Origin of the sequence: Saccharothrix carnea, from assembly GCF_003014735.1 — a bacterium.
GTDB lineage: Bacteria > Actinomycetota > Actinomycetes > Mycobacteriales > Pseudonocardiaceae > Actinosynnema > Actinosynnema carneum.
In genome coordinates, this window is sequence record NZ_PYAX01000005.1 from 340,709 (window position 1) to 360,256 (window position 19,548).

The window sequence follows — 19,548 nt, forward strand, 5'->3', positions numbered from 1 at the left end:
CCCACCTCCGGGTGTGACGCGTTCCACGAACCGTAGGTGAAAGCTATTCACCTTTCAAGTACGGTGAGGCCCATGCAGCACCGCACGCGCCTGGACGTCGCGACGGAGGAGCACGACCCGCCGTTCGCGATCGTCGACCTGGACGCCTTCGACAGCAACGCGGCCGACCTCGTGCGGCGCGCGGGCGGGCGGCCGATCCGGGTGGCGAGCAAGTCCGTCCGGGTCAGGGCGCTGCTGGAACGGGTGCTCGCCCAGCCCGGGTTCGCGGGCGTCATGTGCTACTCGCTGGCCGAGGCGCTCTGGCTGTCGTCGGTCGACCTGTGCGAAGACCTGCTGGTCGCGTACCCGACGGTCGACCAGGCGGCGCTGCACGAGCTCGCCAAGGACGACAAGGCGCGGGCGCGGATCACGATCGTGGTCGACTCGACCGCGCACCTCGACCTGGTCGCGGCCGTGCTCGGCGCCGACCACCCGGAGCTGCGGGTGTGCCTGGAGCTGGACGTGTCGTGGCGACCGGTGCCCGGCCTGCACGTCGGCCCACGACGCTCACCCGTGCACACGGCACGCGAAGCGCGCGCTCTGGCCGAGGCGATCGTGCGTCGGCCGGGGTTCCGGCTGGTCGGCGTGATGGCGTACGAGGGTCAGATCGCGGGCCTGGGCGACCAGCCGCCGGGCCGGCCGGTGCGCGGCGCCGCGCTGCGCTGGATGCAACGCCGTTCCGCCGCCGAACTGGTCGAACGGCGCTCGGCCGCGGTGTCCGCCGTGCGCCGGGTCGCCGAGCTGGAGTTCGTCAACGGCGGCGGCACGGGCAGCCTGGAGGTCACCGCCGCCGACCCCTCGGTCACCGAGCTCGCCGCCGGTTCCGGGCTCATCGGCCCGACCCTGTTCGACGGCTACCGAGGCTTCCGGCCCAGGCCCGCCGTGCTGTTCGCCCTGCCAGTGGTGCGCAGGCCGAAGCGGCACGTGGCCACGCTGTTCTCCGGTGGTTACATCGCCTCCGGCACCGCGACCTCCGACCGCCAACCGACCCCGTACCTGCCGGTCGGGCTGAAGCTGCTGCCGCTGGAGGGCGCGGGCGAGGTGCAGACCCCGGTGGTGGGCCGGGCGGCCGACGCGCTGCGCCTCGGCGACCGCGTGTGGCTGCGGCACGCCAAGGCGGGCGAGCTGGCCGAGCGGTTCACCCACTACCACGTCGTGCGGGGCGACGTGGTGCAGCGGACCGTGCCCACCTACCGGGGCGAAGGCCACTCGTTCGGCTGAAAGCTATCGCCGCACTAGTCCGGCAGCCGGGTCGACAGGTAGCCGCGGACCAGCGCCTTGGCCTCGTCCAGGATCCGCTGGTCGCCCGCCGGGTCGCGGCGGAACGCCAGGTTCAGCACGCCGTCCGCCGCCTCGACCGCGATCGAGATCGGCAGTTGCAGCTCGGCGAACGGGATGTCGAACTTGACCGAGATCATCTCCGCGATGCGGTCGGAGATGACCGTGTTGTTGTCGCGCCGGTCGTCGAGCAGCCGCAGGTCGACCACGTCGCCGAAGTGCAGCTTCGAGAACGCGGGCACCTCGCGGTGCATCGACACGTACACGTCGAAGATCGAGTCGACGGCGTCCCACCAGTGCTCGAGGGTGGTCGAGGTGAACCGGCCGTCCACCGTCTGGATGAACTTCTCCAGGTTGCGCAGGGTCAGCGCCTGCACGACCGCCCGCTTGTCCGGGAAGAACTGGTAGAGCGAGCCGACCGCGACACCCGCGCGCTCGGCGATCAATGTCGTGGTGACTCCGTCGTAGCCGACCTCCTCGATGAGCTGTGCGCAGGCCTCGAGCATCCGCTCGACGCGCTTGGCGCTGCGCTGCTGCACCGGCTGGCGGCGCAGTGGGGTCGTACTGGTCACGGCGACTCCTGCTGAATGGATGGCGGGACTCCATAGTGCCCGGTCCTGGACCTTTCCACTTCACTTCACGGTGCAACACGCCTACGATCCGAATCACTTTCATGTTCGGGGAGGCTCACGTGACGTCAACCGGCGACTTCCTCTGGGGTGTGTCGACCTCGGCCTTCCAGATCGAAGGCTCCTTCACCGCCGCAGGCAGGCAGCCGTCCGTGTGGGACGCGTTCCCGGCGTTCGAGGGCCACGACGCCTCGGTGGCGTGCGACCACTACCGCCGCTACCGCGAGGACGTCGGCCTCATGCGGTCCCTCGGCGTCAACGCCTACCGGTTCTCCGTGTCGTGGCCGCGGGTGCTCGCGGGCGACCTGGTGTTCTACGACCGGCTGGTGGACGAGCTGCTGGAGTCCGACATCGCGCCCGTCGTCACGCTGTACCACTGGGACACGCCGCTGACCGTGGAAGAGGCGGGCGGCTGGCTCGAACGCGACACCGCGCACCGGTTCGCCGAGTACGCCGCCCGGGTCGCCGAACGCCTGGCCGACCGGGTCGGGATGTGGATCCCGATCAACGAACCCGCGATGGTGACGCTGCTCGGGTACGCCACCGGGCAGCACGCGCCGGGCAAGGCGCTGCTGTACGACGCGCTGCCGACCGCGCACCACCTCAACCTGGCGCACGGGCTCGCCGTGCAGGCGCTGCGCGCCGCCGGAGCGCGCGCTGTGGGCACGGCCAACAACCACACACCCGCGTGGGCCGCGACCCCGGACGATGCCCCGGCCGCCGAGGCCTACTCCGAGCTGCACAACTGGCTCTACGCCGACGCCCAGCTGGCGGGCCGCTACCCGGACTCGCTGGCCGACCGCTTGCCGATCGTGGACGGCGACCTGGCGATCGTTTCCGCGCCGCTCGACTTCTACGGCGTGAACTACTACAACCCGACCCGGCTGCGGCTGCCGTCCGAGGGCAACCCGCTGCCGTTCGAGCTGGTGGACATCGACGAGTACCCGAAGACCGGCTTCGGCTGGCCGGTCGTGCCGTCCGGGCTGTCGGAGATGATCACGCTGTTGCGGGATCGATTCGTCGACTTGCCGCCGGTGTACGTGACCGAGAGCGGGTGCAGCTACCCGCACTCGCTGGAGGACACCGAGCGGATCGAGTACCTGGACGGGCACCTCGAAGAGGCCCTGAAGTCCGACGTGCGCGGGTACTTCGTGTGGTCCCTGATGGACAACTTCGAGTGGGACTCGGGGTACTCGCAGCGGTTCGGCCTGGTCCACGTCGACTACGCGACGCAGCAACGCACACCGCGCGCCTCCTACGAGTGGTACCGCGATCGGATCAGGGGGTGAGCGCGGAGGCGTTGGCGGAACCGGTCGTCCCGGTCCGCCGGTCGTGGATGACGTGGCTGTTCCTGGCCAACCTCGGCCTGTGGCTGGCCATCTACGCGCCCATCCAGGTGCTGCTCCCGCAACAGGCCGAGCTGCTCGACGCGGCCGGCAAGGAAGCGGTGTTCGGACTGGTCACGGGCGTCGGCGCGCTCGTGGCGCTGATCGCGAACCCGCTGATCGGGCTGTCGTCGGACCGGACCACGTCCCGGTTCGGCAGGCGGCACCCGTGGACGCTGGCGGGCGCGCTGGTCGGCGCGGTCGGCCTGGCGGTGCTGTCCTCGGCGTCCTCCGTCGCGGTGGTGGTGATCGGGTGGTGCCTGGTGCAGGCCGGGCTGAACGGGATGCTCGCGTCGCTGACCTCCGCCGTGCCCGACCGGGTGCCCGTGCGGCAGCGGGCCAAGGTGGGCGGGCTGGTCGGCGTGTCCCAGATGCTCGGCACCGTGCTGGGCGCGGTCGTGGTGACGGTGCTGGTCAGCGGTCTGGCGAACGGCTACCTGGCGTGCGCGGCGCTGGTCGTGGCCGGTGCGGTCGCGTTCGTGCTGATCACCCCGGACGTCCGGCTGCCGGCCGCCGACCGCCCGCCGCTGCGGTGGCGCGAGCTGTGGGTGTCGCCGAGGCGGCACCCGGACTTCGCCTGGGCCTGGTGCGCGCACTTCATGATCAACCTGGGCAACGCGTTCGGCACGCTCTACCTGCTGTACTTCCTCGGCGACGTGGTCCGGCACCCGGCACCCGAGGACGGCCTGCTGGTGCTGATGCTGCTCTACGGCGTGGCGCTGGCGACCGGCGCGTTCGCCGTGGGCGCCCGGTCGGACCGGACCGGCCGCCGCAAGCCCTACGTCCTGATGTCCGCGGGCGTGATGGCGGTGGCCGCCCTGCTGCTCGTCGCCTGGCCCACGTGGACGGCCGCGCTGGTCGCCGCGCCGCTGCTCGGCGTCGGCTTCGGCGGGTACTGGGCGGTGGCGCTGGCGCTGCTGACGCAGGTGCTGCCCGCCGCGTCGGACCGCGCCAAGGACCTCGGCGTGCTCAACATCGCCAACTCGCTGCCCCAGGTGGTCGCGCCGCTGCTGACGACGTTCGTGCTGGCGTCGCTCGGCGGGTACCGGGGCTTGTTCGCCGTCTCGGCCGTCGCCACGCTGTGCGCGGCGGTGCTCGTGACCAGGGTCCGTTCGGTGGTGTAGGAGGAGATCAGTGCGGTTGGCCGGCAAGACGGTCGTGGTGACCGGCGCGTCGCAGGGCATCGGCGCGGCGACCGCCCGGACGCTCGCGGGGCGCGGTTCGGTTGTCGTGCTCGTGGCACGCAGCGGTGAAGCGCTCGACGAGCAGGTCGAACGGATCACGGCGACCGGCGGGCGTGCGGTCGCGCTACCCGCGGACCTCGCGGACGTCGACCGGATCCACGCGCTCGCCGAACGGGTGATCGCCGAGGTCGGCGTGCCGGACGTGCTGGTCAACAACGCGGGCGTGGGCCGCTGGCTGTTCCTGGACGATACGCCGACGCCCGAGCTGGCCGGGATGATCGCCCTGCCGTTCACCGCGGCACTGCACCTGACCAGGGAGTTCCTGCCCGGTATGCGGGCGCGTGGCTCCGGTCGGGTGGTCAACGTCAACTCGCCGGTGTCCCGCCTGCCGATCCCCGGCGCCACCGGGTACGCGGCGGCCCGCTACGCGTTGCGCGGCATGACCGCGGCGCTGCGGATGGACCTGCGCGGCACCGGCGTCGGGGTGAGCGAGGTCGTGCCGGGCAAGGTGAGCAGCCGGTACTTCGTCAACAACCCCGGTGCGGAGGAGCGGATCCCGGCGCTGGCCAGGGTGATCCCGACCGTCACGCCGCGGGACGTGGCCGAGCGGATCGCCGACGCGGTGGAGCGGGAACGGGACGAGGTCGTGTTCCCGTGGCAGCTCAAGGCCTTCGACCTGGCCGGTCGGCTGTTCCCGGGGCTGACCGGCTACCTCACCTGGCGGACCGGCACCCACCGCTGAGCACGCGAAACGACCCCATGTCCGCGCGGGAGGGGCGGACATGGGGCCGAAGTGGTGCCCGCGGACCGGTGTCGGTCGGGGAGGGAAGGTGTGCACAACACCGGCCCGCGGCTGTCTGTGTAGTTGTCCTGCTGTCCTGCTGGTGGAGCTTGAGCTGGCCGGCGGTCCGTTCGTCGCGGTCGGGGGTTCGCACGTCCCGGACCGCCGGCCAGTAGGCGGGAGCTCGACCTGGTCGCGTCGGGGGAACGACAGGTCGGGGCCGCCCGTTAGTGGGCTCGAACCACCATTCCGCGGCGCGACCGGGTGACAGGAGGCGTCACCGGCGCCGAGCGGAGGTGCCGAGCCGGGCGCGGGGCCAAACCGCCCGCGACCAGGTGTTCGTACGCGGCGCGCCACACCGAGCAGGGGCTCTTCTGCTGCCGCCACCGTCCGGAGCACTCGGGGCAGTTGCCCTTCTCGTCCGGTTCGTGCGCGGCGAGCAGCGCCCGCCACCCCTCGGTCAGCCGAGGGAGCTCGGAACGTGCCACCGACAGGAGGGACGGGGCGTCGGCCTCGTTGGCCAGCTCTGTGAGCAGGTCCAACCGCTCCCACACCGCGTTGCGAAGAACTTGTCCGAGGATCTCGTCCACCGAAACGTCACCGTCACCTTTCCGCCTGCTCGGCGGCCTCACGTAGCGCGGCCCTGAGTTGTACGAGTTGGTCGGCCGAGAGGACCGCCGTCTCACCCGGAGGACCGACCAGGACCACGCGGCCCCGGTCGACCATCACGGTGAGGCAGCGTTCCCGGTCGACCACGTCGCTGCAGCGGATGCGCCACCAGCGACGGTGCCCGGTCGTGCCGCGCCATCCGGAGTCGAGGTCGGTCGACTCCTGGACAGACATGGTTGCCGGAGAGGTGGCCGCGGCGACGGCAGGCGCTGCCGACCCACCAGGGGTGGTCACCGCCCGCTCGATCAGGTCCACAACCATGTTCCTCTCCGTGCTCGCTCGCTTACCGGAACTCAGATTGCGATGATTCAACCCGGATCGGGACGTCATAGCGCTGGCCGGTGGCCGTTCCACGGTAAGCGGTCAGCGGAGTTCGGCAGGGCCGATCAGCCTCGCCGATCGGTACTTCTCGCAGTCGGGGGAGTGCCCCTACTCTGCCGTTGACGCCCAAAGGACTGTGAGGGGGCGCAATTGAACACCATCGGTTCGCCAAGCTCTCCTGTTACACCAGACGTCTGGGACCAGCAGGAGATGCGTGACGCCTTGGCCAGACGAGAGATCAGCGCGGTCTACCGGCTGCTCCGACGGCACGGTGTCTCGCAACGCCAGATCGCGGCGTTGACGGGCCAGTCGCAGTCCGAAGTCTCGGAGATCCTCAAGGGACGCCAGGTCATGGCCTACGACGTCCTCGCCCGGATCGCCGCCGGCTTGGGTGTCCCAAGGGGGTACATGGGCCTCGCTTACGACGAGGCCACGGCAGTGAGGGTGGCCGCCACGGCGGAGTCACCCCATTCTGAGGAGGACGAGTCGGTGAAGCGAAGGAAGTTCCTCGCGCACGCCGCCGCCATCACCGTCGGCGCGGCCGTGTTCGGTACGGACTCCGGGTCTTGGGCTTCATCGCCCGCGCAGACTCCGGCCCCTGGCCGCATCGGCATGACCGACGTCCGACAGGTCGAGGCGGCCACCAGGGCGTTGCGCACGCTCGACTACCAGTACGGCGGCGGCTCGTGCCGCGACGCCGTCGTCGCACAGCTGTCGTGGGGACAGCAGATGCTCGGCGCGAACGCGACCGACCTGGTCAAGGAACGCCTCTACGTCGCGCTCGCCGACCTGCACAACCTGGCCGGGTGGACCTCGTTCGACACCGGCCTGTACGACTCGGCCCGCAACCACTTCGGCCAGGCGCTCGGCCTGGCCAAGCAGGGGCGCAAGGAAGAGCTCGTGGCCAACATCCTGTACCGGATGGGCCGCGTCTACCTGCACCAGAACGCGCCGGACGACGCGTTGAAGGTGTTCCAGCTCGGCCAGCTGGCCGCGCAGAACTCCGGTTCGGAGCTCGCCGTGGGCATCCTGTGCGCCAACGAGGCGTGGGCCTACGCGAAGATGGGCTCCGACGACCAGGCGTTGAAGCTGCTCAGCCGGGCCCGCGACGAGTTCGCCCGGGCCAACATCGAGGACTCGCCCGCGTGGGCGAAGTTCTTCGACGCCAACGACCTGTCCGCGATGATCGGCACGGTGCACACGGAGCTGGCGCAGACCGTGGACAAGAAGTACACGCGCACCGCCGTGCCGGCGCTGACCAAGGCCATCGGCGGCTACGGCGAGGACATGACCCGCAGCCGGTCGTTCAACCTCACGTCCCTGTCGATCAACCACCTGCTCGACGGCGACATCGACCACGCGTCGCGCATGGGCCGGCAGGCGATCGAGCTGTCCGAGGGCCTGAAGTCGGTCCGCACCAAGGACCGGATGAAGCCGTTGCAGCACGAAGCCGAGAAGCGCCGCAACAACCCCGACGCCCGTGAGCTGGCCGAACGCCTGGCGAAGTTCACCGGCAACGACAGCGCGGCCTGAGCTGCGGGGAGTCGGGGCCCTGGACGGCAGGTTCACCTCCGCCGCGCTGACGGCGGTGCTGGAACGGCTGTGCGCCGAACTGGGGTTGGCGCACCGCGACGCGCGGCTCGTGAAGTTCACCAGCAACGCCGTGTTCGACCTGCCCGGTGACCGGGTGGTGGTGCGGATCGTCGGTTCGATGAACCTGCGCCACCGGGCCCGGAAGGTGGTCGAGGTCGCGCGGTGGCTGGCCGCGCACGACGTGCCCGCCGTCCGGCTGGTCGAGGACGTGCCGCAGCCGTTGGCGGTGGGGGAGCACCTGGCCACCCTGTGGCACACCGTGCCGTCCGGTGGCAGGCCCGTCGACGGCCGTGACCTGGGCCGGGTGCTGCGGCAGGTGCACGCGCTGCCCGCGCCGGACTTCGCGCTGCCGCGCTGGACGCCGCTGGACGACGTGCGGCGGCGCATCGCCGACGCCGAGGAGCTGTCCGGGCCGGACCGCCGGTTCCTGGAGGACCGGTGCGCCGAGGCCGACCACCGGCTGGCCGAGCTGCGGACCGTGCTGCCGCAGGGCGTGGTGCACGGCGACGCGCACCTGGGCAACCTGATCCCGAGCCCGGACGGGCCGGTGATCTGTGATTTCGACTCCACCAGCGTCGGGCCGCGCGAGTGGGACCTGAGCACCCTGCCGGTCGGCGTGGCCCGCTTCGGTCACCCGGCCGAGTGGTACCGGCAGCTGACCGACGAGTACGGCTTCGACGTCACCAGGTGGGCCGGGTTCCCGGTGTTGCGCGAGGTCAGGGAGCTGAAGCTGACCACGAGCGTGCTGCCGATCATGCGCAGCCACCCCGGTGTGCGCGAGGAGCTGCACAGCCGGCTCAAAGCGTTGCGCGCGGGCGACACCACGACCCACTGGACCCCCTACCGCTGACGGCGGGGTCGTGGGGCATCGAACCGGTAACGCCCGGCGCGCGTTTCACGACTGAGGCATCGACGGGTTGCGTGACGGGGTTCTGGCGAGGTGTGCGTGGTCGGGAATCTGCCGGTGGTGCGGCGCAGGCGGGCGCGGCGGGCCGCCCGGATGTTGGACGAGGTGGTGGACACCCAGCTGCCGTTCCTGGCGTCGTTCGACGAGCAGCGCCGCCGCCGTTCGGCGAACTACCTGGCGGAGCTGGTGAAGCTCGCGCACGACTACCGGTGCTTCGCCAACGGCTGGATCGACGCCAAGGAGCTCGAACGGCGCGGCCAGGACGCGATGGCGGCGCTGGACCGGCTCCGCGCCGAGGACGCTTCCGCCCGACTGATCACCGACTAGGGCGTTCGGCGCAGTTCGTCGCACCGAACGGACCACTCGCCGACGCTCAGTCGCGCCAGGCTCCGGCTTCCCACGCTGCCACCGCGTAGTCGTGGAAGCTCTTGGGCTCACGTCCGGTGACCTGGGCGACGGTGTCGGTCGGTTCGCCGTCACCCAACGCGTCCCACGCGCGGATCTGCTCCTCGGCGAGGTCGGCGGGCATGACGGCCCGGTAGTCGTCCGGCGTGCCGCGGAACCGGATCGGCCGGCCGGTGACCCGCGTGAGCACGGCCAGCGCCTGCGGGAACGACAACGCCCCGGGCCCGGTGACCTCGTAGACCTCGCCCTCGTGCCCGTCCTCGGTCAGCGCCGCGACGGCCACCGCCGCGATGTCGTCCGCGTCCACGAACGCCTGCGTCTTGTCACCGAGGGGCAGCACCAGCTCGCCGCCGAGCACCGAGGGCCGGAAGAACCCCTCGTCGAAGTTCTGGTCGAACCAGTCCGGCCGCAGCACGGTCCAGTCGACGCCGCAGGTTCGCACCAGCCGTTCGGCGGCGAGCAGCCGTTCGTCCCGCATCTCCGCCACACCCCGGGTGGACAGCAGCACGAGCCGCCGCACGCCGGACGCCACGGCCTCGTGCACGAACTCCGGTTCGACCGGCAGCTCGTGCGGTGCCATCAGGTACACCCGCTCGACGCCTGCCAGCGCGCCCGCCCACGTGTCGCGGTCGGACCAGTCGAACCTCACCTCGCCCCGGCGTGACGCGCGGCGCACGGCGTGGCCCGCTCCGGAGAGCCGTGCGGCGACCCGCCTGCCCGTCGAGCCGGTGGCACCCAGTACCAGGATCGATGGATCAGCCATGGATCGACCCAATCACAGGGGTCCGACAATTCGCGCGGGTGCGACGCCCGGGGTGCCTCCGGACGTCGCACCCGCGGCTCAAGCGGCCATCTTGCGGCGGCGATGACGACGAAGCGGGCGGCTTTTTCGGGCAACGCCAGCCCGAACGCGGCGAGCACGAGCACCGTCCTCGTCGGTTCCTCGCGTGCGGGCGCGGTGCGGCCGGTGATCTGTCGGCGTGGCATTCCAGGCCCCTTCTCGTCGGGATCGGTCGTGACCGAGGCAATCCGTTCGAGAGGGTGCAGACAAGGAATCGGGGTGTCCGGGACAGTCCCGGACACCCCGACCGAAGACGATCTACCAGGTCAGGCGACCGGTGCGCGCGAGAGCACGACCGCCAAACCGAAAGCGATGCCCATGATGGCCAGCTCCACCGCGGCCCAGCCGACGATCGCCGTCGTCTTGTGCTGGGCGATGTGCGGCAGGAATCGCCACCGGATGTTCGCGCCGAGCACCGCCAGCACGGCGGCGCACACGATCTTCCCGATCAGGATCAACCCGTACGACGTGGTGAACAACGAACCGGGCAGGCCGATGGCGGGGTTCAGCGCGAGTTCCAGCAGCCCGTTGAACAACCCGGTCACCGACACCAGGATCAACGCGATCGTGGCCAGTTTCGAGAACTTCGGCAGCGCCTCGGCCAACAGCCCGCGGCGGTGGGCGACCAGCACCACCAACGCGGCCAGGCCACCGGTCCACGCCGCGGCGCCGAGCACGTGCAGTTCCATCGAGATCATCGAGTAGTCGTGGTACTTCCAGTTCGACGCGTGACCGGTCACCGGCAGCGGCAGCAGGCCGAACATGGAGATCAGGATGCGCAGTTCCGCCGGCACCGATTCGCCCCGGCGCACGGCCATCACGCCGATCCACAGGTACACCAGCGCGCACACCGCGCTGAACAACAATCCCTGCCCGGCGCCGACGCGTTGCACGTAATCGACGACCATCGGCATGGTCAGTTCCGCGTCGGGGCGCGTTTCGTACGCCCGGATCACGATCGACAGCAACGCGGTGAACGCCCACACGGCCGCGGCGATCACGGCGGCGGGTCGGGCGACGCGCAGCACCGGTTCGGTGATGGCGGGTCGGCTGAACCCGAGCAGCTTCGGCAGCAGCGAGAGGCCGACGACGGTCGTCGCGGCCAGGTCCAGCAGCGTGCGCACCAACGGGTGCGCGAACCGGACCACCACTCCCGGCTCGGCCACGCCCACCGCTTCCGGTGTGGTGGACAGGCCGAGTCCCAGGAAGACGCCGACAGCACCGCCGGCGAGCAGGCCGCCGACGACCCAGTACCTGTTCGCGGTGGTGGTGGTCCGGTTCACGGTCATCGCCTGCTGCTCTCCTCGGCGCGGTCCGCACCACCGCGCAGCGCGAGGAACGCGCCACCGGCCAGCAGCACGGCCGCGCCGGCGATCCACACCCAGATGGGCACGCCGCCCGCACCGGACGACGGCGAGGCCGCGTCCTGGGCGGCCGACGAGGAGGCGGGCGCGGGCGTGCCGTCGCCCGCCTTCGTCAGGGTGAACTTGAGCGAACCGGTCACCGGGTGCCCGTCCGCGGACAGGATCCGGTAGCCCACCGCGTACTCGGCGGCCGGGCCGAGCGGGCGGACCGGGAAGACGACGCTGCTGTTCTTGACCGTCGGCTCGCCGTCAGCTTCCCAGCGCGTGCCCTCCGGCCCGGTGACGGTGATCGTGTTGAACTTCTCCCCGGCCTGCACGGGCTGGTCGAAGGTCAGCGTGATCGTCGTCGGTCCGGATTCCAGCCGCGCCCCGTCTTTGGGGTCGCTGCTGACCAGCACGTTGTGCGCGAACGCCGGTGTGGCCGTGCCGAGCACGACCGCGCCCGCGACCAGGCCGGTCAGCAGCAGCGAGACGACGCGCCTCATGCCGTCTGCTTGCCCGCGCGACGGGACCGCAGCACGGCTCCCGCACCCAACCCGAGGCCCAGCGCGCCGACGACGAGCCCGGCGCCGCCCAGCCAGCGGGCCGTGTCGTCGGTCGAGCCGGCCGCCGCCGTGTCGTGGCCGTCGTCGGCGACGGCCGTCGCGGTGGCCGTGCCGTGCGCGTCGCCGGCGGTCTTGGCGACCAGCTTCAGCACCGGCGCGGGACGCTCCGGCTCGTCGGCGCCCTCGGCGGGCGGCGGCGTGTTCCAGTCCACGACCTCACCGCTGTCGTAGGTCTGCTTGGCGGGCAGGACCAGCTTGTCGGTGTTGTCCGGCAGCGGCCCGATGGACAGGTCGAACTCGTTGAACTGGCCGGGCTCGATGCGAATGCCCGGGTCTGCGGTCCAGGTGACCGTGCGGACGGCCTCGGTGACCTCGCGGCCGTGGCTCTTGACCGGCGTGGCCAGCTTCTCCTTGACCGCCTCGACCTTCCAGCCCGGCGTCGGCTTGGTGCTGACCGACGCCAGCGGGTACTCGGCGGGCAGGGTCACCTCCAGCTTGACCGTGCCCGCGTCGGGGCGTTCGTTCGGCACGCGGAACGTGACCTTGGTGTACCCGCCCTGGACGGCGTCCTTCGGCGTGGACGCGGTGACGTGCGCGGACGCGAGGCCCGCGGTGGTCAGCGCGAGGATCGTGGCGGCGCCGAGCACGGCACCGCCCTTGACGAGCGCGCGCACGCCAAATCGCTTTGTCGACATGAAGTTGTGGCTCCTGAGCCTGAGTGTGTGTGTTCGGGGACTCGGGTGATCAGGAGCGAGGGGGACCGCGGCGGCCGTGCACCCGCCGCAACAGCACGTCGACCAGCGCGTTCGCCGTCGACGACGGGGTGGCCGACCACAGCGCCCCGGCCGGCACGACCGGCACGAGCGGTGGCGGCAGCAGCCGGGTGACGGCCCCGGCCAGCGCCTGCAGCACCGCGTCGGCACGGGCCAGCAGCAGGCCGGTGAGCAGGGCGGCGACCACGTGCGCGGCGGTCATGGCGGTCGGGCTGAACCCGAGGCCGGGACCGTCGGCGGCGTGGTGGACCAGGTTGAGCAGCGCGTGCTGCCCGAGCTGCGCGACGCCCAGCGTGGCCAGGATCGTCCACGGTCGGCGCCCGCGTTCGGCCATGGCGGTGCCCGCGAACGCGACGAGCAACGTCAGCGGCAGCGCGGGCGCGAACTCGGTGACCGAGCCTCCCGCCGCACCGTGCGCGGTGATGCTCAGCGCGGCGGAGGTCACGGCCAGCAGCGCGATCCGCGCGAGGCGGGACGGTGCGGGCCGGCTGGTCACACCACAGAGAGTAGGAGGTCGCCCGGCCCGAGCGTCAGTCCCCACCTCCGACGACGGGTTTGTACTAGTCCGAACGGGGGTACGGGTTACCCGTGACGACCGAGAGTAAACCCATCGAAGAGCCCTTGCCCGGTGATCCGACAGCGGATCGGCCAGGGCGCACGGACCGCGTGGTCTTCGGTGTCGCCGCCGTCGTCACCCTCGCGTTCGTGGCCTGGGGCATCCTCGGCACGGCGTCCCTGGCCACCGCGTCGAAAACCGCGCTGACCTGGGTCATCGCCAATCTCGGCTGGGCGTTCGTGCTCACCGCGTCGGGCTTCGTGGTGTTCGCGCTGTGGCTCGCGGTGAGCCGCTACGGCCGCATCCCGCTCGGTCGCGACGACGAGCCTCCGGAGTTCCGCACGATCTCCTGGGTCGCGATGATGTTCAGCGCGGGCATGGGCATCGGCCTGATGTTCTACGGGGTCAACGAGCCGCTGTCGCACTTCGTGTCGCCACCGCCGGGCACCGTCGAGGGCGGCTCGGCCGAGGCGTTGCAGACCGCGATGGCCACCACCCTGTTCCACTGGACGCTGCACCCGTGGGCCATCTACGCCGTCGTCGGCCTGGCCATCGCCTACGGCAGCTTCCGCCGGGGCCGCAGCCAGCTGATCAGCGCGGCGTTCGCCCCCCTGCTCGGACGCCGCCGCACCGAGGGCCCGGCCGGTCGGGCGATCGACGTGCTGGCGATCTTCGCCACCCTGTTCGGCTCGGCCACCTCGCTCGGCCTCGGCGCGCTGCAGATCGGCAGCGGGTTGCAGGTCGCGGGCTGGCTGGGCGAGGTCGGCAACGGCATCGTGGTCGGCGTCATCGCCGTCCTGACCATGGCGTTCGTCGCGTCGGCCGTGTCCGGCGTGGCCAAGGGCATCCAGTGGCTGTCCAACATCAACATGGTGCTGGCCGTGGTGCTGGCCGCGTTCGTGTTCGTGGTCGGGCCCACGGTGTTCGTGCTCAACCTCGTGCCCACCGCCATCGGCGACTACTTCCGCGAACTGGCCGACATGGCGGGCCGCACCGCCGCGTCCGGCGGTGACGCGACCGAGACGTGGCTGTCCGGCTGGACGATCTTCTACTGGGCGTGGTGGATCTCGTGGACGCCGTTCGTCGGCATGTTCATCGCCCGCATCAGCCGCGGCCGCACGATCCGCCAGTTCGTGGCGGGCGTCATCCTCGTGCCCAGCCTGGTCAGCCTGGCCTGGTTCTGCGTGTTCGGCGGCACGGCGATCTCCGTGCAGCGGTCCGGCACGGACCTCGCGGGCACCGCGTCGCCGGAGGGGCAGCTGTTCGGGCTGCTCGACCAGTTCCCGCTGGCCTCCGTCGCCGGCGTGGTGGTGATGGTGCTGGTGGCGATCTTCTTCGTGTCCGGCGCGGACGCCGCGTCCGTGGTGATGGGCACGCTGTCGCAGCGCGGCTCGATCCGACCGTCGAAGGGCGTGGTCGTGTTCTGGGGCGTGCTCACCGGCCTCGTCGCGGCGGTGATGCTGCTGGTCGGCGGGTCGAGCGGGCTGACCGGCCTGCAGAACCTGACGATCATCGCCGCGCTGCCGTTCATGCTCGTCATGGTCGGCCTGTGCGTGTCGCTGGCCCGCGACCTGCGCAGCGACCCGCTGATCCGGCGGGAGGAACGGGTCGCCGAGGTGATGGAAGAGGTCACCGCGCAGTTCGACCCGGCCGAACCCAACCCCGAGGAGACCGCCTACAAGACCGTGCAGGAACTCACACGCCGAGGCGTTTGAGCAGGTCGGCTTCCATCGCTTCCAGGTCTACCGAGACCGCGCGGTGCGCCGCCTTGCGCCGCGGTGCGGGCATCCGCTCCGACGCCCGCACCGCGGCCAGCAGCTGCGCCAGGCGCGTCTCGGTGTCCTGGACGTAGGTCGGCTCGGTGTCGCGGAGCTGGCCCAGCGCCTCACTGAACCCGGCGATCCGGGCGTGCAGGCGCGCACCCCTGCCCGAGTACCTGGTCAGCTGGTCGACCGGCACCCCGAGCCGGGACGCCCGGTAGTGGTCGTAGCGGTCGCTCAGGAGCGCGGCGGCACGGGCCGCGACCGGTGCCACCACCGGGATCAACGCGGGCGCCAGCACCTTGGCCAAGCCCACGAGGTTCCTCGCCCTGCCCGGGGTGAACCCCTTGCCCTTCTCACGCGCCATGGCCGCACCTCCTCAACCGCAAACCCTAGAGCCGTTCCGGTAAAAGATCGACTCGACTCGGCGAGGTTGCCGGTACAACAGCTCACCCGGCGTCATACGCTGCACCGGTGACTTCCCAGGTGCAGCTCGACGCCGGTGTGGTCACTCGTTGCCGGCGGCGGGTGCACCTCGAACACGATCCGACCATGCGCGACGCGCCCACGCTGCCGCCGGACCCCACCGGTCAGCAGCGCCGGGCCGACGCGAACGAACACCGGCGCGCGGTCGCCACCGCCCTGGGCCGGGTCGTCGGATCCGACCTGATGGAGATACCGCAGGACGTGCCATCGGCCGACCGCGAGCGCGTCACCGCCGCCGCGATGCAGGCAGGCGTCCCGTACATCTGGGGTGCGGCGCTGCCCCGCGACCCGCTGGGCGGCCGGCGCGGCGGCATCGACCTGCTGGTGAAGGAGACCACCGGGTACGTGCCCGTGCTCGTGGTCCGGCACAAGGTCAGCGACCCCGGCCAGGGCGCCCGCACGTCACCCCTGTCGCACCCGCTGCCCGGCGGCGCGCGGGTCGACCCGCTGCGCAAGGTCCGGCCCCAGCCGCGCGACCAGCTCCGGCTCGCGCACGCGCAACGCCAGCTCCAGGCGTCCGGGTTCGCCGCGAGCGGCCGGGCGACCGGCGGCGTCATCGGCATGGACGCCGACGTCGTCGTGTGGCACGACCTGGAAGCACCCACGTGGCCGGGCGGCAAGAACGCGCTCGCCGAGTACGACACCCGGTTCGCCGACCGGCTGGCCGTGGCGGCCGCCGCCGCCACCGGCGCCGACCCGCTGGCCCGTCCGTCCCGGATCGTGGAGTGCCGCAGCTGCCCGTGGTGGCCGGTGTGCGAGACCGACCTGAAGGCGGCGCGGGACGTCAGCCTCGTCGTGCGCGGCGAGGACGCCGTGGCGCTGCGCAAGGTCGGCGTCAGCACGGTCGACGAGCTGGCCGCGCTCGACCCGGACGAGCAGGTCATCCCCCTGGTCGGGATGCTGCACTCGGACGCCGTCATCCTGGCCCGCGCCTGGCTGCGCGACCTGACCGTGGTGCGCCGCGTGTCCCGCATGGACGTGCCGCGCGCCGACGTCGAGGTCGACGTGGACATGGAGAGCTTCGGCGACCTGGGCGCCTACATGTGGGGCTGCTGGCTGTCCGGGCAGGACGTCGGCGAGGAGCACGGCTACCGCGCGTTCGCCACCTGGGACCCGCTGCCGTGCGACGACGAGGCCCGGTCGTTCGCCGAGTTCTGGGGCTGGCTGACCGGCGTGCGGCTGCGCGCCCGTGCGCGCGGGCTGTCGTTCAAGGCGTACTGCTACAACGAGCTCGCCGAGAACCGCTGGCTGCTCGGGTCGGCCGAGCGGTTCAAGGGCAGGCCCGGCATCCCCACCGTGGCGCAGGTGCGCGAGTTCATCACGTCCGACTCGTGGGTCGACCTGTTCGGCATCGTGCAGGACCAGTTCCTGTGCGCCCACGGCAAGGGCCTGAAGACCATCGCCCCGGTCGCCGGGTTCCGCTGGCGCGACCCCGAGGCGGGCGGCGAGAACTCGATGCGCTGGTACCGCGACGCCGTGGGCATGGACGGCCGGCCGCCCGACCCCGCCCAGCGCCGCCGGCTGCTGGAGTACAACGAGGACGACGTCCGCGCCACCCACACCCTGCGGCTGTGGATGACGTCGGACGCCATGGACGACCTGCCGTTCGCCGGAGATCTGTGACGACGCGGCCTCGCGGTTAGCGCGGCGCCATTCGCAAGGCACCGTCCATCCGGATGACCTCGCCGTTCAGGTAGTCGTGCTCCACGATCGAGACGGCCAGCCGCGCGTACTCCTCCGGCTGCGCCAGCCGCTTCGGGAACGGCACGCCCGCCGCCAGGCCCGCGCGGAACTCGTCCGACACGGTCGCGAGCATCGGCGTGTCCACGATGCCCGGCGCGATCGTCATCACCCGCACGCCCACCGACGACAGGTCACGCGCCGCGGGCAGCGTCATCCCCACCACCGCGGCCTTCGACGCCGCGTACGCCACCTGCCCGATCTGCCCGTCGAACGCCGCGATCGACGCCGTGTTGATCACCACGCCCCGCTGCCCGTGCTCCAGCGGCTCGGTCCTGCCCATCGCCGCCGCCGCCAGCCGCAGCACGTTGAACGTGCCCACCAGGTTGACGTCGATGACCTTCCGGTACAGGTCCAGCGGATGCGGGCCCGACTTGCCCACCGTCCGCGTCGACGGGCCGATGCCCGCGCAGTTCACCACGACCCGCAGCGGCGAGCCCGAACCGGCGGCCGTGTCGACGGCGGCTTGGACGTCTTCCTCGGAGGTGACGTCCGCCGCCAAGTAGGTGACGCCCTCGACCTCGGGCGCGTTGTCGGTAGAGAGGTCCAGCGCGAACACCGCCGCACCACGTGCCGCCAGCGCACGCGCGGTCGCGAGGCCAAGCCCGGACGCGCCGCCGGTGACGATCGCCGCGGTACCCGAGATCTCCATACATCCTCCTGTCCGTGGGACCAGGAGGTTAACGGTCGTTCAGCCCCCGGCGCTCGGAGAAGTGGAGCAATGCGACCAACGGCACGGCCGCGAGCAGCGCCAGGCCCACGAAGAGCAGGGAGAACAGGACGAGTTCCATACCCACGACCTTGCCTTGCGCCCAGGCGAAACCGCGTCCGCCGCGAGGGGTGTTTCCCCGTACCCCCGGAGGACTACCCACCTCACTCTCCGCATACGCCTGGTGTTTGACCCGTGGCCAACTTCGGGTGTCACCGTCACCTCATGTTCGTTCGACGGATCGCGGTCGTGGGAACGGGTTACGTGGGCCTGACGACGGGGGCGTGCCTGGCCTCCCTCGGACATCGGGTCGTGTGCGCCGACGTCGACGCGCTGAAGATCGCGCGGCTGCGTGCCGGACAGGTCGACATCCTCGAACCCGGCCTCGCCGACCTGGTCGTGGAAGGCCAGTCCGCCGGACGGCTGGCGTTCGTGGAAGGCGCCCGGCACGCCGTCGCCGACGCCGAAGTGGTGTTCCTGTGCCTGCCGACGCCCATGGGCGCGGGCGGCGCGGCGGACCTCGGCGCGGTCGAGGCGGTGGCCCAGGAGATCCGTGACGTCCTGCCTTACGGCGCCGTCGTGGTGTGCAAGTCGACCGTCCCGGTCGGCACGTCCACCAGGGTCGCGGCCCTGCTCGGCCGGGAGGACGTCGCCGTCGTCTCCAACCCCGAGTTCCTGCGCGAGGGCAGCGCCGTGCGCGACTTCCTGCACCCCGACCGGATCGTGGTCGGCTCCGACTCGCCGCAGGCCGCCGAACGCGTCGGCGCCCTGTTCACCAAGCTCGGCGCGCCCACCGTGCTCATGGACGCGGCCAGCGCCGAAATGGTCAAGTACGCGGCCAACTGCTTCCTGGCGATGAAGCTGTCCTACGTCAACGCGGTCGCCGAGCTGTGCGAACTCGTCGGCGCGGACGTCACCTCCGTCACCGAGGGCATGGGCTACGACAAGCGCATCGGCCAGTCGTTCCTGCGGCCCGGACCCGGCTGGGGCGGGTCGTGCCTGCCCAAGGACACGCACGCCATGGTGCGCATCGCCGATGCGGTCGGCGTGGACTTCTCGCTGGTCAAGGCCACCATCGAGACGAACGGCCGGCAGCAGCGGCGGGTGGTGGAGAAGCTGCGGCGCGCAGTCGGGCCGCTGGCGGGCGCCCGCATCGGCGTGCTCGGGCTCGCGTTCAAGGCGGGCACGAACGACCTGCGCGACTCGCCCGCGTTGGCGGTGGCGGAGCTGCTCGCGTTCGAGGGCGCCGAGCTGGTCGCGTACGACCCGGAGATCAGCAGGCCGCTGGTGGGGATGACCGTGGTCGACTCGCCGTACGCGGCGGTACGCGACGCGGACGCGGTCGTGCTGCTGACCGAGTGGCCGGAGTTCCGCGCGCTGGACTGGGCGCTGGTGGCGTCGGTGATGTCCGGTTCGACGGTGCTGGACACCCGCAACCACCTCGACGCGGACGCGTTGGCGCGGGCCGGGCTGGTGCTGCACGGACTGGGGCGTGAGCTGCGGATTCCCGACCAGGCGAGGTGAGTGGAGCTCGCGTTCAGCGGATCTTCAGGACACTGTGTCGTTAGCGGGGGTAACAAAGC

At 71.5% G+C, this 19,548-nt stretch carries 20 protein-coding genes; 10 read left to right on the forward strand and 10 right to left on the reverse strand.

Annotated features, from left to right (window positions below; genetic code table 11):
* The first annotated feature begins 72 nt into the window (after window positions 1–72).
* Entirely contained in the window at window positions 73–1,260 is a 1,188-nt protein-coding gene (locus tag B0I31_RS16400; RefSeq protein WP_106616250.1) for an amino acid deaminase/aldolase, read from the forward strand.
* 14 nt (window positions 1,261–1,274) lie between these two features.
* Here B0I31_RS16400 and B0I31_RS16405 read toward each other — a convergent pair whose 3' ends face one another.
* Window positions 1,275–1,889 carry a TetR/AcrR family transcriptional regulator gene (locus B0I31_RS16405; protein WP_106616251.1) on the reverse strand — a complete coding sequence of 205 codons (615 nt, stop codon included), beginning with the start codon at window positions 1,887–1,889 and terminating at the stop codon, window positions 1,275–1,277.
* A 101-nt stretch (window positions 1,890–1,990) separates the two neighbouring features.
* On the opposite strand from B0I31_RS16405, the gene B0I31_RS16410 reads away from it, so the two are divergent.
* The 3 genes from B0I31_RS16410 to B0I31_RS16420 are packed head-to-tail and all read left to right on the forward strand — an operon-like array spanning window position 1,991 to window position 5,257.
* Window positions 1,991–3,235 (forward strand): glycoside hydrolase family 1 protein, encoded by a 1,245-nt coding sequence (locus B0I31_RS16410; RefSeq protein WP_106616252.1) that lies wholly within the window; start codon window positions 1,991–1,993, stop codon window positions 3,233–3,235.
* Between the two features lie 47 nt (window positions 3,236–3,282).
* Entirely contained in the window at window positions 3,283–4,455 is a 1,173-nt protein-coding gene (locus B0I31_RS16415) for an MFS transporter (protein ID WP_106616564.1), read from the forward strand.
* A gap of 16 nt (window positions 4,456–4,471) precedes the next feature.
* Window positions 4,472–5,257: an SDR family NAD(P)-dependent oxidoreductase gene (locus B0I31_RS16420; protein ID WP_425444366.1), complete on the forward strand. Its 786-nt coding sequence runs from the start codon at window positions 4,472–4,474 to the stop codon at window positions 5,255–5,257.
* 266 nt (window positions 5,258–5,523) lie between these two features.
* Here B0I31_RS16420 and B0I31_RS16425 read toward each other — a convergent pair whose 3' ends face one another.
* Both B0I31_RS16425 and B0I31_RS16430 read right to left on the reverse strand, forming a co-directional pair.
* Window positions 5,524–5,886, reverse strand: a complete 363-nt coding sequence (locus B0I31_RS16425; protein ID WP_053714584.1) for a hypothetical protein — start codon at window positions 5,884–5,886, stop codon at window positions 5,524–5,526.
* Window positions 5,887–5,899: 13 nt separating this feature from the next.
* Window positions 5,900–6,226: a hypothetical protein gene (locus tag B0I31_RS16430; protein ID WP_106616254.1), complete on the reverse strand. Its 327-nt coding sequence runs from the start codon at window positions 6,224–6,226 to the stop codon at window positions 5,900–5,902.
* 270 nt (window positions 6,227–6,496) lie between these two features.
* On the opposite strand from B0I31_RS16430, the gene B0I31_RS16435 reads away from it, so the two are divergent.
* The 3 genes from B0I31_RS16435 to B0I31_RS16445 all read left to right on the forward strand — a co-directional run bounded on the left by B0I31_RS16435 (window position 6,497) and on the right by B0I31_RS16445 (window position 9,113).
* Complete coding sequence (locus B0I31_RS16435; protein ID WP_181320192.1) at window positions 6,497–7,819, forward strand: helix-turn-helix domain-containing protein; 1,323 nt, start codon at window positions 6,497–6,499, stop codon at window positions 7,817–7,819.
* A 19-nt stretch (window positions 7,820–7,838) separates the two neighbouring features.
* Window positions 7,839–8,729: an aminoglycoside phosphotransferase family protein gene (locus B0I31_RS16440; RefSeq protein ID WP_106616565.1), complete on the forward strand. Its 891-nt coding sequence runs from the start codon at window positions 7,839–7,841 to the stop codon at window positions 8,727–8,729.
* A 96-nt stretch (window positions 8,730–8,825) separates the two neighbouring features.
* Entirely contained in the window at window positions 8,826–9,113 is a 288-nt protein-coding gene (locus B0I31_RS16445; protein ID WP_245949974.1) for a hypothetical protein, read from the forward strand.
* A 46-nt stretch (window positions 9,114–9,159) separates the two neighbouring features.
* Here B0I31_RS16445 and B0I31_RS16450 read toward each other — a convergent pair whose 3' ends face one another.
* From B0I31_RS16450 to B0I31_RS16470, 5 genes are all read right to left on the reverse strand, one after another.
* Window positions 9,160–9,954, reverse strand: coding sequence for an NAD(P)H-binding protein (locus B0I31_RS16450; RefSeq protein ID WP_106616256.1), 795 nt, complete (start codon window positions 9,952–9,954; stop codon window positions 9,160–9,162).
* Between the two features lie 344 nt (window positions 9,955–10,298).
* On the reverse strand, window positions 10,299–11,321 hold the full coding sequence (locus B0I31_RS16455) for a copper resistance D family protein (protein ID WP_106616257.1): 1,023 nt from the start codon (window positions 11,319–11,321) through the stop codon (window positions 10,299–10,301).
* Window positions 11,318–11,881, reverse strand: a complete 564-nt coding sequence (locus B0I31_RS16460; protein WP_106616258.1) for a copper resistance CopC family protein — start codon at window positions 11,879–11,881, stop codon at window positions 11,318–11,320. The genes B0I31_RS16455 and B0I31_RS16460 overlap by 4 nt, the downstream gene beginning before the upstream one ends.
* Window positions 11,878–12,636 (reverse strand): YcnI family copper-binding membrane protein, encoded by a 759-nt coding sequence (locus tag B0I31_RS16465; RefSeq protein WP_106616259.1) that lies wholly within the window; start codon window positions 12,634–12,636, stop codon window positions 11,878–11,880. Before B0I31_RS16465 ends, B0I31_RS16460 begins: the two co-directional genes overlap by 4 nt.
* 49 nt (window positions 12,637–12,685) lie before the next feature.
* Window positions 12,686–13,210, reverse strand: coding sequence for a hypothetical protein (locus tag B0I31_RS16470; protein ID WP_106616260.1), 525 nt, complete (start codon window positions 13,208–13,210; stop codon window positions 12,686–12,688).
* A 113-nt stretch (window positions 13,211–13,323) separates the two neighbouring features.
* On the opposite strand from B0I31_RS16470, the gene B0I31_RS16475 reads away from it, so the two are divergent.
* Window positions 13,324–14,985 (forward strand): BCCT family transporter, encoded by a 1,662-nt coding sequence (locus B0I31_RS16475; RefSeq protein WP_425444368.1) that lies wholly within the window; start codon window positions 13,324–13,326, stop codon window positions 14,983–14,985.
* On the opposite strand, the gene B0I31_RS16480 is transcribed toward B0I31_RS16475, so the two are convergent.
* Window positions 14,966–15,397, reverse strand: a complete 432-nt coding sequence (locus tag B0I31_RS16480; RefSeq protein ID WP_106616262.1) for a DUF6474 family protein — start codon at window positions 15,395–15,397, stop codon at window positions 14,966–14,968. The two genes, B0I31_RS16475 and B0I31_RS16480, sit on opposite strands and share 20 nt — an antisense overlap.
* A gap of 107 nt (window positions 15,398–15,504) precedes the next feature.
* Here B0I31_RS16480 and B0I31_RS16485 point away from each other — a divergent pair, with 107 nt between their 5' ends.
* Entirely contained in the window at window positions 15,505–17,139 is a 1,635-nt protein-coding gene (locus tag B0I31_RS16485) for a TM0106 family RecB-like putative nuclease (RefSeq protein WP_106616263.1), read from the forward strand.
* 16 nt (window positions 17,140–17,155) lie between these two features.
* Here B0I31_RS16485 and B0I31_RS16490 read toward each other — a convergent pair whose 3' ends face one another.
* Window positions 17,156–17,908, reverse strand: a complete 753-nt coding sequence (locus B0I31_RS16490) for an SDR family NAD(P)-dependent oxidoreductase (RefSeq protein WP_106616264.1) — start codon at window positions 17,906–17,908, stop codon at window positions 17,156–17,158.
* A gap of 282 nt (window positions 17,909–18,190) precedes the next feature.
* Between B0I31_RS16490 and B0I31_RS16495 the strand changes: the two genes are divergently transcribed.
* The gene (locus tag B0I31_RS16495; RefSeq protein ID WP_106616265.1) at window positions 18,191–19,489 is read left to right on the forward strand and encodes a UDP-glucose dehydrogenase family protein; all 1,299 of its coding nucleotides are present in this window, start codon (window positions 18,191–18,193) and stop codon (window positions 19,487–19,489) included.
* Window positions 19,490–19,548: the final 59 nt, after the last annotated feature.